General features: G+C 70.4%; 10 protein-coding genes. All 10 read right to left on the bottom strand.

Features of this window, described 5'->3' with window-relative positions:
* Nucleotides 1–460 precede the first annotated feature (460 nt).
* On the bottom strand, nt 461–835 hold the full coding sequence (locus ACZ4MF_RS47660) for a darcynin family protein (protein WP_467500560.1): 375 nt from the start codon (nt 833–835) through the stop codon (nt 461–463).
* 147 nt (nt 836–982) lie between these two features.
* On the bottom strand, nt 983–3,088 hold the full coding sequence (locus ACZ4MF_RS47655) for a helicase associated domain-containing protein (RefSeq protein ID WP_467500558.1): 2,106 nt from the start codon (nt 3,086–3,088) through the stop codon (nt 983–985).
* 317 nt (nt 3,089–3,405) lie between these two features.
* Nucleotides 3,406–3,732 (bottom strand): hypothetical protein, encoded by a 327-nt coding sequence (locus ACZ4MF_RS47650; RefSeq protein WP_467500556.1) that lies wholly within the window; start codon nt 3,730–3,732, stop codon nt 3,406–3,408.
* Between the two features lie 59 nt (nt 3,733–3,791).
* Complete coding sequence (locus ACZ4MF_RS47645) at nt 3,792–4,364, bottom strand: hypothetical protein (RefSeq protein WP_467500554.1); 573 nt, start codon at nt 4,362–4,364, stop codon at nt 3,792–3,794.
* Nucleotides 4,361–5,338 (bottom strand): TniB family NTP-binding protein, encoded by a 978-nt coding sequence (locus tag ACZ4MF_RS47640; RefSeq protein ID WP_467500561.1) that lies wholly within the window; start codon nt 5,336–5,338, stop codon nt 4,361–4,363. The genes ACZ4MF_RS47645 and ACZ4MF_RS47640 overlap by 4 nt, the downstream gene beginning before the upstream one ends.
* Nucleotides 5,339–5,472: 134 nt before the next feature.
* A complete protein-coding gene (locus ACZ4MF_RS47635; protein WP_467500552.1) occupies nt 5,473–7,752 on the bottom strand; it encodes a transposase in 2,280 nt (759 codons plus the stop codon).
* Between the two features lie 5 nt (nt 7,753–7,757).
* Nucleotides 7,758–8,522 (bottom strand): TnsA-like heteromeric transposase endonuclease subunit, encoded by a 765-nt coding sequence (locus ACZ4MF_RS47630; protein ID WP_467500550.1) that lies wholly within the window; start codon nt 8,520–8,522, stop codon nt 7,758–7,760.
* Between the two features lie 360 nt (nt 8,523–8,882).
* A complete protein-coding gene (locus ACZ4MF_RS47625) occupies nt 8,883–10,304 on the bottom strand; it encodes a DNA-binding protein (RefSeq protein WP_467500548.1) in 1,422 nt (473 codons plus the stop codon).
* Nucleotides 10,305–10,662: 358 nt separating this feature from the next.
* Nucleotides 10,663–13,401 (bottom strand): helicase associated domain-containing protein, encoded by a 2,739-nt coding sequence (locus tag ACZ4MF_RS47620; RefSeq protein ID WP_467500546.1) that lies wholly within the window; start codon nt 13,399–13,401, stop codon nt 10,663–10,665.
* Complete coding sequence (locus tag ACZ4MF_RS47615) at nt 13,401–14,354, bottom strand: hypothetical protein (protein WP_467500545.1); 954 nt, start codon at nt 14,352–14,354, stop codon at nt 13,401–13,403. The genes ACZ4MF_RS47620 and ACZ4MF_RS47615 overlap by 1 nt, the downstream gene beginning before the upstream one ends.
* Nucleotides 14,355–14,857: the final 503 nt, after the last annotated feature.

Here is a 14,857-nt window from a genome sequence, read left to right as displayed (position 1 = left end):
CCCCAAGCGCCACACGATCGACCAGCCGAGCAGCCACGGAACACCACCCCTGGTATCCGTTGAACCGCCAACACGGCCCAAAGTCAACGGCATTGAGGTTAACCTCCGCCGTTCACCTGACCCGATGATCCTGATTCGTTCCCGGGACAGCAGGGCGACCGTTCTTCACGCTTCGAGGTGTCGAGCAACGTCGCGTGTTGGAACGGCCGCTGGTGAAGAGTCTCGCCCCTGAACAGTCCGCTGACGCCGCACTGGGCGGCGGCGAGGTTCGGCGCGGTGCCGACCACTTGGTACGCGAAGTCGTCCCACTCCTCCAGGACTCCGTGGCTCGTCGGGCCGCAGGTGGCCGACGCCGCCGTGCACCGGACGGTGACGGCGGCAGATGTCCATCGGCGGCTGGAGCCGCGCAAGCAGCTGCCGCCCTGCATGACGCGGCTGGACGTGTTCAAGCCGGTCATCATCACGGCGTCAACGACGACTCGTCACGCTGCCCGGTTCGACGCTCGTAGTCGGCGAAGCCGTCCTCGACCGTCGGCAGTACAAGCTCCACCCGGAAGTACGGCACGCTCCACAGCGGGCTGTCGCGAAGGCCCTCGAACAGATCGGACCACGAGGTCAGGTCGTTGGTCGTCGCTACCAGAACGTCGGACGGAGTGGCGGCCCAGGCTTCAGCGTCGAACCACCGGACCTGGACAGTGTCGTGTTTGTCCAGCAGCGGTTGCACGTGATTGGCGATGATCTGCTGACGCTCGGGGCGCCTCAGCGCGAGCCACGAGGGCAAGGCCGTGAGGTGCACGAATATGGTGAACCGCGGCTGCGGTTGGATGGCAGTCATAACCCCATTGTGGATCAGCCAACGTCGGCGAAGACCCCTCAGAGAATCGCCAGCAGGGTGCCCTGCCGGGGCCTTTCGGTAGGCACACAGGTACCTGACACGGTCCGTGCCCAAGCGTCAGATATTCAGCCGACCCGCCCGACGCTGCTACGCCCATCGCATGCCGATTGCTGTGAGTTGCTCGTGCCGTTCGGGGGAGAGTGTGGTGGCTCGGCTGTGTTGGTTGCTGATCCATGCTCCGAGCTTGAGGTCGTGCTCGTCCTGGTCTCCGCTGTCGTTGCCGGTGGTGATTCGTTCGGTGTGTTTCCTGGGTACCCGGAGGTGTCCTTCGCGTTCGTAGTACTGCTTGGCGGCCTGGTAGTTCATGGCCCATTTGTCGGCGTGCTTGCGGCGTGGAGGGGGTTTTTCTTCCTCGGTTGCGGGTTCGATGCCGAGGACGTGTTCGCACATCCACTGCTGGACGGTGGTGAGTTTGTTGAAGGCGAGTTGCTGTTGGCGTACCCAGCGTCCGAGGTCTTCGCCCTGGTGCACGACGGTGCCCGGCTCCATGGGCAGCTCGCCGCCGGCCTCGAGGTGCAGGCGGGTGAGGTGGAAGATGCGCTGCCATTCCACGGGCCAGGTGGGGCACCAGGAGGGGTCGATGTCGTCCAGCTGCTCGCGCCGTTCTTGTGACAGGGCCCCGGCCGCCGATCCGGCCGGCAGGCCTTCGGCGCGCCGTTGCTCGATCTCGGCGGCTTTGCGCGCGTCGGCTCGTTGGTTTTTCAGCCAGATGCCGACCTTGTGGCCCCGGTGGACGGCGTCCTGCGGTGCCAGGAGGTGCCCGTTCTCCTGGGCCCATCCGCGCGCTGCGGTGAGTCCTTCTTCCCATGCGACGTCGCGGTGCGACCAGATCATGCCGAGCGTCTCCAGCTGCCGGATACGTTCGGCGTCGAGGCGGCCTTGGGCGTAGTGACGGCGGGCGTCGGCGATCCACTGCCCGAGCGGGAAGGCGGCGAGCGAGGCCGGCCACGCCTCCCGCGTTCCCTTACCCGCGCCGCCCTGGCCCTCGCCCTCGTGATCGGTTTCCTTCTCCTGGCCGTCGGGGACGCGGTACGTGAACGGGACTTTCAGGTCGCCGTGGAGCCGGGTGTAGATGACGGCGGCCTCGATACCGCGCCGCCAGTGTTCCTTCTCGGGGTTGAGGACGCGCAGGTTGATGAACGCGGCCAGGGCGGCCGGGTCGCGCGGGGTGCTGAATTTCAGCAGCGCTCGCGCCGGCACCGAGATACGGACGCCGTCCTCGTCCTCGGCGCTCTCTCCGTCCCGGCCCCCCTGACGGCTCTGGACGCCCTTGGAACGGCTCTGCGCCTGCGGTACGGCCAAGGCTTCCACGATGCGGGTGTCGTGCGCCCTGAGGGCTTCCAGGAGCTTCGCCAGGCCGTCATAGGCCCGGCTGGTGAGCATGTTGTCCGCCGTCTCGCCGGGCCCGAGCAGGATCGGCACCACGAGGGAGGCGGTCTTGCCTTCCCCGGGTTGGATGCGCAGGGCGCGGCCAACGGCCTGGACGAGGTCGGGCATGGAGCCGCGCACGTCGGCGAAGTACACGCTGTCGCAGTTCTTGGTGTCGACGCCCTCGCCCAGGACCTTCGCCGACCCCAAAAAGCGCCTGGCCGCGTCCGCGCCGCCGCCGGCGAACTCACCCAGCACACGGCGCCGGTGGACCGCAGGATGATCGCCGCACAGCCAGTCCGCCCAGACCGCGCCCGGGTACAGTTCCGGGTCGTCCGCGTGCAGCCGCGCGGCGACGCCGGGAAGGCCTGCCGCGAAGGCCTCGGCCTCCTTGACCAGGTGGTGGAAGACCAGCGTCCGGCGGAAGTCCTCTTCGGCCGAGGCCTTCACCAGCGCGGTCTGCAGCGCGGCGAGCCGGGCTCCGCGTACCTGGTCCGACCGGGCGTCCTCGCCGAGGAGCTGCGCGGCTTGAAGCTGGGTGTCGGTGATGTCGACGCACACCACCTGGTAGGGCGCGCAGATGCCCCAGTTGATCGCCTCGGACAGCGTGAGGGTGTAGCAGCGCGATCCGAACGGCCCGTCCGGATCGTCCTCCATCGACGCGACCAACTCGCCCGGCACGCCCGGCTCCTGGTCGTCGTCGAGCTGCCACAGCCTCGGCGTGGCCGTCATGTACAGCCGCCGCAGCGCCGGGATGCGGGCGTTGTCGTGGACGACCGCCCACGGCTTGCCGATCCGCCCCGACGTGCGGTGCGCCTCGTCCACAACGATCAGGTCCCAGCCCGGAAGGCCGGCCGCGTGCGCCCGCTCCAGCGTGCCGAGCCCCAGCGAGGTGTGACGGAGCGGTAGTTCTGCTGTAGCTGGGTTGTTGCGTCCTGGTGTTCTGTGTTTGTGGTGGGAATTTGGGGGTGGGTCGGGGTGGTTGTCGGTGGTCTTCTGGGGTGTTGTGTTGGGTGTTCGGTTTGGTTGTTCGGGGTGTTGACCAGGGGTTTTGTTGGTGTGTGGGATTGATCTTGTGTGTGTTGTAGACGGAATGGTCCGTGTGTAGGTAGCTGTGGGGTGTGGTGGTGTGTGGGGCCTGGTCAGTGGCGTGTTCGGGTGAGGTAGGTGTGGAGCGGGTCGCTGGTGGCGGGGGAGAGCCGGGTGAGGGCGAGTCTGTGGCCGATCATGGTGAGGATGTCGCGGGTGGGTTGTGCCGGGTGTTGGTGGGGGAGGGTGGCCAGGGTGCGGGCGAGGGTGACGGTTTCGGGGTAGGTCACCAGATCACGGGCCAGGAGTACGGCTGAAGCGTTCCCTGCGCGGTCCAAGTGCGCGTTGGCTCTCACGAGTTGGCTCAGGCGCGTGTGCCAGCGGTCGGTGAGGTGTTGTTGGTGGTCGTACCAGCGGGTGGTGATCGCGCGTGCTGTCATCCACGCGCTTGTCCCGCGGGGGTGGCGCTGCAGACGCTGGTGGGCGTGGTGCGCGGCGGTCAGTGCGGTGACCGCCGCGGTGCGTACGGGGGCATCGAGTCGTGGGTCGGGGGCGGCTTGTTGATGGTGGACGCAGATGAGCTGGTGCCAGGGCCGGTGGACCCATGGGGCCCCGTCGTGGCCCTGTTGTGGTGCCACGTGCACAAGGTGCAGGCGGCCACGGGCCGGTGCTCGGCGTCGAGGGGCTTCCAGCACGCGGCGGCCGGACCGGTTCCCGGCCCGTAGCCCTGGACCAGGTGTGGCAGGGCGTGGGCGAGGTGAGTCATCGGGATCCGGCTCAGGGCAGCGATGCGGCTTGCGGCGGTGGGGGAGAGGTCGAGTTCGGCTGTGGGCGGGGTGCCGTGTCCGTGGACGGTGATGCCGGCGCTGTCGCAGAGTTGGGGAAGTGTCAGCCGGTAGGCGCCGGCGAGGCGTTGTAGGTAGGAGGCGGTTGCTTCGAAGGCCAGCGGCCGGATGCGGAATACGCCCGGTGCCGCAGGCGGGATCTGTGCCCATGTCCCGACGGCGGGTGCGCCGCCTTGCAGGGCACCGGGCGCGGCGGCCCGGCCGGCCGTGAGGAGTGTCTGGTTCACCGGGTGCCGGGTTTGGTTCGGGTGCGGGGCCGGTAGTGCTGTTCGGCGAGGTGGTCCAGGCGGACGGCGTCGAGGGTGGTCTTCGTGATGCGTTCGGTGCCGTCGATGAGCGCGGTGATGGCTGCCTGCTTGATCAGGCGGGCCAGCGAGCCGATCCGTCCGGCGGTGCGGGCGTGCAGGTACGGCGCCAGCCGCACCAGGCTCCCTCGCTGGTGGTGGCGGAGGTCGAGGGCGTCCTCCATCGCTCGGACCAGGTCCTTGAACGGCTCGCGCGTACCGTCGCGTGCGGGGAAGGGATCGCAGTCGACGAGACTGGCGCGTGCGGCGAGCTGCGCCCCGCGTACCCCGGCGAACAACGGTGTAGCCGTGACGTCGATGCCCGCGTACACGAACGTCGCGCCGATGCGTTCGGTGAGGTCTTTGAGCAGATCGGCGCTCTGGGCGCCGGTGGTGGTGCGGGGGTTGAGCCGGTGGATCTCGTCGATCAGCGCCAGTCGTACGCCGGCCGTGGTGTAGGTGTGGCAGACGCTGTTGACGATCTGGGCCTGCGACATGCGGCCTGTCAGGGGGATGCCGAGGTAGCGGGCGAATTCGAGAGCCAGGGTCTTCGGGCTGGCGGCGGGCGGCACGAGCACGTAGGCGACCGGGGCCTGTCCGGCCGCGGCCGTATCGCCTTGGCGGCGGGTGTGGGCCAGGTGGCAGGCGCGGCCGACCTGGAGCAGCGCGGTGGTCTTGCCCGCGCCGGCGGGGCCGGTGACGATCAGGGACGGGCGTGCGGTGACCTGCTGGTGGCGGCCCAGGACCATCAGGGTGCGTACCTGCTTGGCCAGTGTGTCGATGGCCGGGGTGCGGACCGTCACGAACTGCGAGTGATAGCCGATCCTTTCTTCGATGCTGCGCGGGGGCGTCCCTGGCGCGGGAGGCTCGGTCACGGGTGTGGTGGCGAAGCGGGCGAACCCGTCCCACACGGTCACCGCCCCCGGCTGAACCTGCCCGTTGCCGCCCGCGCCGTCCGCGACGTTCTCGGTCCTCACCGCAGGGTCCGCCGACCGGTGTGCGGTTGACGCGGTGTCGCTCTTCGATGCCTCTCTCATGCCCTGTGGGCGGCTCACCATTGCTCGGCCTCCGCTTCGGCGTCCCACAGCCCGTATCCGCCGGCCGGAACATCAGCGGGCGACGCGTCCGCGCCTGCTTCCTCCGCGGCATCCGGTGCCGCATCTCCATCGGTCCCGGCAGCCAGGCCGGTGGCGGCGAGGTCGTCCAGGCTCTCGCCCCACTCCTCATCCGGCGCCGGCCCCGTCTGTGACGCCCCCGCAGCCTCGGCCCAGGCGGATGGGGCGGCCTGCCCGCTGCTCCCCGCGCCCTCACCTTCCTCGGGCTCGGCGCCGGTCGTGCCGGATTGCCGTGGGGCGGGCAGGCCGACCGCCAGGCCCTCCAGAACGGCCGCGTGGCCGGGCGGGGTGATGGGGCTCTTGCGGCCCCGCCGTTTCGGCGCTGCTCGCACTCCCGTGCCACGGGTGCGGCGCAGGAACTGGTCGAGGGCGTCGGCGAGGTCGGCCTCGTGCTGCTCGCGTTCGCCGCGCTGCGCGACCTCGCTTTGAACGTGGCGCCACATCTGGTCGTTGAACGGCTGATGGACGTGATCGCGATGGACCCAGGGAATCTCGTGGAGCTGCCCGTCGCTCAGGCGGACCCAGACCTGCCGGGCGTCGTGAGGGTTGTGGTGCACCTCCCACTTGCCGTCCTTGACCACGGCATCCGAGCGCTGGCTGCGGTGGGGATCGAGGACTTCGTGGTCGTAGGTGCGGTAGTCGATGCGGATGCCGCGTTCGGTGATGGGCTGCCAGCGCACCGGGAGCAGTTCCAGCCAGTCGGCTCCGGTCAGCGGCACGGGCACGTACCCGCACACGGTGATCAGCGCGGCCCACATCTCGTTCGGCGTGAGCGCCGTCTTCGCCAGTACGGGGTGGCGCAGTCCCTCGTGCGGCCGGTTCTGCCAGCAGACGATCCACTCATCCAGGAAGTCCTGCAGCTGCGGGATCGTCCAGCACGCCTCCGCCTCAGCGTTCTTGCCCCGCAGCAGGGGGTTGGACCCGGTGTGGCCGGCGACGTGCTGGCAGAGCAGGTCGTTGACCGAGGCGAAGGTCCGCTCCACGACCCCTTTGGCCTGCGGCCGCCGTGGCGGGGCCGGCTGCACGCTCACCCCGAGGGTCTCGCACGCGGCGACGAAGCTCTCCGAGACATAGATCTTCCCGCGGTCCACCACGATCGTCTCCGGCACGATCACCGGACGGGCCGCCGCTCCTTCCAGCCGCTCGTCCAATGACAGCATCCGCGCATACGGCACCTGCGCCCGCGACAACTGCAGCGCCGCCGGCCAGGTGGGCCTCGCAGGATGGGGAACCGCCATCTCCGCGAGCAACAGCGCCGCGTCCACAGCTTTGGTGCCGTGCGGACGCAGCACCGCGGCCAGGATCGACCGTGTCGCCACGTCCACCGCGATCGAGAGCTCAGGACGTCCCAGAGTGCCGTCCTCCAGCACGGCCATGATGTCCAGCCGGGTGGTGTCGATCTGCACTTGCTCCCCGGGCCGCAGTACCACCGGCGCAGCCGCCCCCCGGCGCGGCGCGGTAGCGGTCCGTGCCCCGTATCCCAGCCGGTCGGCCGGATCCGCCAGCACGCTCACCAGCCGGTAGAACGACGACCGCGACGGCATCTCCACCGCCCCGCGCCCGTGCGTCTCCTCCAGGATCTGCCCGACCAGCACCTGCAGCCCCTTCACCGTTCCCTTCGACCGGCCCCGCTGCCGGCGCAAGGCCTCCAGCACCGCGGCCACGACCCGCTCGTCGGCGTAACCCGTCGGACGACGGCCACGCGCCGGCACCGCCCGTTTGTCAACGAGCCCCCACAACCCCTGCTTGCGATACACCAGCCGCATCCGCTGCACCGTCGTCGGCGTCACCGGCCCAAAGCCGAGCGTTGTCATCTCTCGCGCTTTGGCAGCCTCCCGCTGCGCCAGCGTCCACCGCTCGGGGTCGTACTCCTCGCGCATCGGCTGCCCCTCACGGCTGCCCTGAGGATGCGGCCACCCGGTTTCCACCTCCCGAACGTGAGGCAGCCATGCCAATGCACGTTGCTGTGCCGCCTGCGGCAGCGTCTCGAACAACCCCCACTGCGGCACCGCATCCGCCGCCCGCGTGCCCACCACCTCAAAGCGCGGATCGGCGAACAACCGGCCCAACAGCAGCGACATGTCCGCGCCGTCCTCACCCAGCAGATAGACCCGTTGCCCCTGCAACGCAGCGACTTGAAACGTCTGCCCCTGGTAGATGACGTGTGCCCCGACCTCCACCGCCGGACGCCGCCCGGTCTCCTTGCGGCCACCCACGGCGCTCACCTCATTCCCAGCATGTCGATCCCTGCTCCCCGTCCGCGCTCTGGGCCACCACCGGCGGGCACACGGACCAGCGATCCGCCATGCATCGGCTCATCGAGTCCCGTCACCAACTGCCCTGACCACAGCGCGTGATAGACAGCAGGAAGAACCCCGAGCGGGTCACCCACCGCTTCCGCTCCCTCGGTCAGCGGCCGTGGCACACGGAACGCCTGCGCCAGCGCGGCCTCAAGCTCCGGCGCCCCCTCGTACCGGGGATGGCGGTAGCCGGCCAGCCACCGCAGATTCGCCTCCGCCACCGCAGGCAGCGGCTCAAGGCGCCGGTACGCCCACCCCACCCGCGCACATGCCGCCTCCAGGACCACCTGCGCTCGCCGGGCCCGGTCTGCGCCGGCGGCCGGGCTTGAGGGGCAGTCGGCGAGCAGACCGGTGCCGTCGGTGTACCGGGCGAACAACTGGGGCACCCAGGAGCGCACCCGTCCGTCGGCCGTGTCCCGCCACAGCAGCCGTACCGGGCGGGCGGACAGGCCGGTCACTTCCGGGTCCCGGTCCAGGACCATCAGCTGGGTGCGCATCGCGGCCGAACCGTGCACCACATGCCGTCCGGTGGTCGCCGACCACCACCATCCCGGCCCCCATCGGCGACCCGGCACCACCGGAAACGCCGACACCGGCGACAACTCCTCGAACCGTGCCGATGCCACCGCCTGATCCCACGGCAGCTGTGTCACCTGCCCGGCAGGACCGCTGAAAACGACCTCCACGTCAAAACCGCCCCTTCCCCGTCAGCGCATCGAGCACGACACGTGACCCCGCGTCCTTTGTGCCGGACAGCCAAGGGCGTACCGGTCATGCAGGCCCCGCGAACGCAGCCCGTCCCACTCGAAAAGGTGATTCCCAGGTGAAATGCGGACCTCGCGACGCCGCTCCCCGCACGGCCCCTACCGCTCGCGCCGTGAGCCGAGGCGCAGGTGAAGCTGGTCAATGCCGTACAAAGATCACTGAGCAGCACGCCGGCGGGGGTTCGGGCGCGGTACCCGCGTCCGGACTCGGCCCCGGGGGGCAGCTCGCAGTGCCGTCCCTCGCCGGGCCGGACTCCGCCCGGACTCACACCGCATCGATGGTCAACGCACCGGACCGGGGCGGTATCCGTACCGGTCTTCCAGGTCGTCGCGGTGGTCGTCGATGTCCTGCTGGAGGACTTCAGCCGCGGTGTGGGTCCAGGTGGCGAGGTGGTCGAGGGGTACGCCGGCTGCGTGGGCGGCGCTGGCGATGGCGGTGACGGCGTGGTCGAGGGTGTCGATGCTCTGGCTGAGGGTGTCGAGCAGGTGCCGGGTGGCGGTGGCGAGGGGTGCGGTGTGGTGGAGGTCGAGTGTTGCCAGGAGCTCGGTGGCCTCGCGGACCTTGTCGTTGATCCAGGTGCGTTCCGGCCGGGGTACGCAGGCCCGCCAGGTGATGGTGCCGTCGGCGCGCTGGGCCAGGGTGCGCAGCTGCGCCGCGACGGACACGGGCTGGTCCTCACGCGGGATCCACCAGGGGTCCAGACCCCGGTCACCGGGCTCGCCGATGCCGCGGCGCCGGCGCACGATCGCTCCCCACCACCCGGCCAGGACGCTGCTGTCAGGGACAGCGCCGACATGGGCGAGCCAGGGGCGCCCGAGCCTGCGTCCCAGTTCCCGGCCGAACTCCCCGTCGGGCGGGAAAGGCCGGATACGCTCGGCGCCGCTGTCGCGCCACACCATCTCCACCACGACCGGATCGAGCAGGACCTCGGCCAGGGCGACGGCCTCGGGGAAGACCGCCGGTTCACGGGCCACCGCCCGCCACCACCAGAACCGCCCACCGGCGTCCCCGCCCGCCAGTTGATGCAGCCGCGCGGGCCAGAGCCGCTCCTCCTCCCATTCCAGGGCCATGTCCCACCACTGGCACACCACCGCCTGGGCGAGTGCGAACACCGCCCCCGGCGCCACCCCTGCAGCGGCGGCCCGGCGAGCCACCGCCGGCCACCGTTGCTGCGCCGAGGTAATGGCCGGGCTGCCGGCCAGGTCGAGGTGTTCCAGGCCGTGCCCGTCGCCGGCACCCAAAGCCCAGCGCCGGTGGCGCGGGCACACCCGCTGCCATCCGTCGCGGTACCGCATGGCCACCACCTGCTGCCCAGTGCGCCGGGCCGTGCACAGCCGGCAGGCGAAGGCGACCGGGCGGTGTGCCATGGCTCCCAGCTGCCAGCACGCTTGGGGCCGCCCGTCCCTGGAGGGTTCGGTGAACGTCGCCGGTCCGGTCCTCCAGGCGGGCAGGGCGCGTTCGAGGCTGTGCGCCTCGGTGCGGCACATGGCTGCCAGGAGGTTCTGACCGGCGGGGTCGAGCAGGACTTCGGCGTCGGGCCGTACGCCGCCAGTGCCGGGAGAGTGCGGGGGATGGTTTCTCCACTGCCATGACGCCCGCAGACCGGTGACCGGCATTGCGTACCGGGCGGCGATGCGGCCCATCAGCGACCAGGTGGTCTCCGCCGGGAGCGGAGCGATTCGCAGAGCACCGGCCTGCGTCACCCTCCCGCCTTCCGCCCTCGGACGCTGCGCCGCTCTCCAGGACCACTGCTCATCGCAGGGCGCGGTGCCGGACCGCCCAACGTGCTGCCCTCTGCACCGACTTGCCGAAGCCGTCGTGAGACCCGCCCTGTGCGATCGCCTGTCACCGCCGCAACTCCTCCCAGCCGCCCGGGCGCGCCGCACGGCGTACCCTCCGGGCTGAGGGAATCCTTCACGTACTGCGGCACCGGGCTGACGGATACCGGCATACGGATGACAGCGGACATCGTCATCCGCTACACCACCCGCCCGGCTCGCGCCGTGCGGTCCCGTCGGCGCCGGTGTGGGAAGCGACCGAAGCGACCGGCCTGCGGTGGTGTCAGGCCCACTCCACGCCCAGCTCGGTGAGTGCGGCTCGCTGTTCGGGGGTGAGCTTGTCTCGGCGCTGCTTCTGGTTGGCGTACCAGACACCCAGCTTGTGTTCGTGCTCCTGGCCATCGATGACGACGGGTTCGACATGTCCCCGCGGCACCGCCTTCTGGTAGCCCTCCCGGGCGATCCATTGTGCGAGGGCCTGTACGCCCCGCTGGAACGCCTGCTGTGCCTTGCTCGGGCCCTTCGTCGACCGCGTGGCCGCCGGGGCGGGAGACGGCGCCCGGGCGGGCTGCACGCCCAGCCTGGACAGCCGTTCCTGCTGCTCTTTCGACAACTGCGCCCACGTACCCGCTTCCCGCTGCCGTGCGAGCCATTTACCGAGGTCGTCGCCGTCCATCAGGACGCCGGGGGCGATGTCGGGCAGAGTGCCGTCGGCTTCGACGAGGTCGGCGAGGACGCGGTGGTGGCGTTGCCAGTCCAGTGGCCAGGGGCAGTTCCAGTCCGGATCGATCTCTGTCAGCTGCGCCGCGCGCAGAGCAGCCCGCTCCGGGTCCTTGCCCAGGCCGTTCTTCACGCCCTTGCGCCGGAGGTTGGCCATGTGCTGGCCGATGGGCATCATCGCCTCGCCCTCGCCCCAGACGGCGTCCTGGCGGGGTGCGAGGTGTCCGGTGGCCCGCCGGTAGGACCGCAGCGCGGCGAGCTTCGCCTCCCACGCCTCTTCGCCGGGCTCCCACACCATCCCTGCCTCGGGCGCGTCCAGCAGCTTCTTGCGTCGGTCCTCCAGGTCCCCGGCCCGCAGCGCTTTCCGCTGCTGGTGCACCCACCTGCCGAGGGGGAAGTCCTTCGTGACGCCGACCTGGACCTCGGTGTCGTACGGGACCGCGTAGAGGCCGGTGATCTCGTTCTCGGCCCGCCACCGGATCAGTGCCTGGTATCCCTCCAGCCACACCAGGGACTCGGGCCGGTAGACCCGAGTACGCAGGAACGCCGCGATGGTGGCCGCGTCGCGCGGGCTGGAGAAGTGGAGCAGGGCCGATTCGGCGGCGGCCTGGGTGTCGTCGTGCTCCTGGTCCTCACCGTCCCCCTCGCCTCCACTGCCGCCGGCGCCGGTGATCCGGCTGTCCTCGTCGCGCTTCACGTGGATCTTGCGCTGCTTCTTGCCGCGGGTGAGGGCGCGGGAGGCGAGCTGCTCGACGAGTCGTTCGTCGTGGCAGCGCAGGCCCTGGAGCACGGCGACGAGGGGGCGGAAGCTGGCGGAGGCGACCATGTCCTTGGGGTCCTCGCCCGGTTCGAGGAAGACGGGCACGATGATCCGGGCGACCTTGGTGGTGCCGTCGCGGTTGGGGCGGAGCGCCCGGCCGATGTTCTGCATGATCTCGACCTGGGAGCCGCGGGTGTCGGCGAAGCAGATCGCCTCCACCCCGCGCTCACCGGTGATGTCGACGCCTTCCCCGAGCACACGCACGGAGGCGAGGAACGCCCGGTGCACACGGTGGCCGGTGGCGTCGATGCCGTTGGCGAACTGCCGCAGGACTTCCCGCCGTTCGGCCACGAGGTGGTCGCCGCACAGCCACCCCGACCACACGCGGTTGGGGGGTACGTGGCGGCCGGCCTCCAGCTCGTAGAACTCCGCATCGATGGACGACCTCGGGAGCCGGTCCGCGGCCTCCAGGTCCGCGTCTGAGGCGTCGTTGACGTACAGCTCGGCTGCCGTCTTGGGCATCTTCTCCGCGAACGCGGCAGCCTCCTCCACTCTCTGGTGGAAGGTCATGACGGTGCGCAGGTTCCACTTCGCCGCGTGCTCCAGGAGCGCCGTCTGCAGCAGCGCCAGACGTCGGCCCCGCTGCGCCTCCTCGGATTCTTTGAGGGCGGGGGAGGGGTCGTGGATCTCCAGGACGTCGATCTCGAACCCTGCGAGGATTTCACGCTCGATCGCCTCCGAGAGCCCGATTTCCGCCCCGGGCAGCCAGGCGCCGTACGTGCCGTCCGGGTCGTCGGCCATCGACGCTATCTCCATCTCCTTCCCGTCCGCGCCCTTCTGCGGCCGGGCCGCGGCGAGGATGCGCGGGGTCGCGGTGAGGTACAGCCGGAAGTCCGCGGGGATGCGGGCGTTGTCGTGGATCGCCGCCCACGGCCGGCCGAGATCGCCGGCGGTGCCGTGGGCTTCGTCCACGATCGCGAGGTCGAAGCCGTCCATCCGCTGCCCGTACAACCGCTCCCCGCCCACCAGAGCGGCTTCCAGCGGGCCGCGCGTCTTCTTCCGCGCTGTGCCGTTCCCGCCGCCTTGCCAGGGCCCGTAGGGGCGCTCCTGCTCCTGGAGGGCCTCGTAGTCGTCGCGGTCCACGAGGGAGGCGTACGTGGCGAACACGATGACCGGCCCGTGCCCGGCCCACAGGGCGAGCTGGATCGGGTTGGTGGTGGTGCGCACCCCCAGCTCGTTCAGCACCGGGTCGTTCTCCAGCGAGCACACGCCGACCATGGGGGAGCGGTGACCCACCAGCCGCCATGCCTGGGCGGTCTGCACGAGCAGGTCCAGGGTCGGCACCATCACCAGGACCCGGCCGCCCGGGAAGCACTCCAGCGCGCTCGCGGCGGACATGATCGTTTTCCCGGTCCCGGTCGCGGACACGATCGTGCCCCGGGCACCCTGGGCGGGCACAGCAGATCTTGCAGGAAATCCGACCCACTTACGGAAACTCGATTTCTGGTCGACCTGGTGTTCCTTGAGTGGAATCCTGCTCATCACCCCTCCTTTCCGCCCGTGGTGTGGAGAAAGCGTTCGGTGTCTTCGCTCGTGCCGCAGAGCCAGGCTTCCTGAAGCCGTTCCAATGGGGTGTTCTCCCCGGTTTCCCGTTCCCAGACTCCCGCCAGCCACTGCGGGTGCTGCTCGATGCGCTGGCACAGTACGAAGGCTTCGGGCTGCTCGACCAGGTGATGGACGCCCGGGTAGAGGCCGTCGGGTCCGTAGATGCCCCACAGCCTCCCGAGCCGGGCCCGGCCGGCGTGCAGGTAGTCCTCCAACGTCTGCGGGTAGGCCTCCCGTTCTGCCAGCAGCACCGTGCGCAGCGCGATGCCCACGTTCTCCCGGAACAGATCCATGTCCCACCGGTCGGAACTCGTGCCGGTCACCGCCGCGTAGTGCCGCCCGCACACCTCCATGACGCGCTCGACAAGTTCCGCCGGCGCCTCACTCCCCTCCTCGCGAGCCTGCCTCACAGCGGGAGAGCCCACGGGAGCGGCGACCTCGCCCAACGGACCGGCCTCACCCACCAGTTCCAGCACCCGCCGATGCTCCACCGTGCCCGGAGACGTCCAGGGCAGCACCTCCTGCCTGACGAACCGCTGCAGAGCCACCGGGTCCGCCCGCTCACGCTCCCTCACATCCGCAATATGCACGGCCAGTTCAGCAGCCCCGGCCGACCGGCCGCCACGCCGCGCCCAGTCCCGGTCCGCGATGCCCACCAGGGCCTCGCTCGCCGCCGTCACACCGTCATCCCAGCCGTCCGCGAACAGCGCACCCCGAGAAGCCGGCGCCATCCCGCCCAACTCCACCACCTCACACTGCGCCCCGGCGACCGCCCCGGCCTCCACCGCCGCCACCAAGTCGTCCGCCTCGCTCGCGGGCACGCCCTGCGCCTTCAGGAGCGCGAACAGCCGCACCCGGGCATTCACGCCCGCCGCCTGGTACTGGGTCACCCTGTGCACGGAATCGCTGCTCAGCGCAGGTTCAGTTCCAGTAGTTTCTTGTTGTGTGGTCATCTGCTGCCGTTCCTCTCGGAAACGAGAGAGTCGGGGGATCCCCCTTCTTTCCGCCAACGGTACATGCTGCATCACATTGATGCAGCCGCTATGCTGAAACCAGTCCCGATCGAGCGACATCCCCACCCCTTGTAGCCAGCCTGCCCGCGTGAGCGGGCTTCGCTCCTGAAGGCGCAGCCGGAGGGGGCGTTTGAGGCGGGGGCGCGCAGCGGACTCGACCGATCCCGGTCTGGAGCGGAGCGGAAGACCGGTCAGTGGGGGCGGAGCCGCCACTGCTCCGGGAGCGGAGCGGACGGAGTGTCAACCCGCTGGCGAAGCAGGCGGGTTGTGCGGGACGCGTCAGCGTCCCGCACGCTCACGCGCAGCGTGAGCGTAACCCCCGCGCGCAGCGCGGGGGTTCACTGTCACAGCGCGCAGCGCTGTGGGACCCGCGCCGCGGG

The organism is Streptomyces sp. NPDC025793, from assembly GCF_055558375.1.
This window is presented reverse-complemented; position numbering and strand designations above follow the sequence as displayed.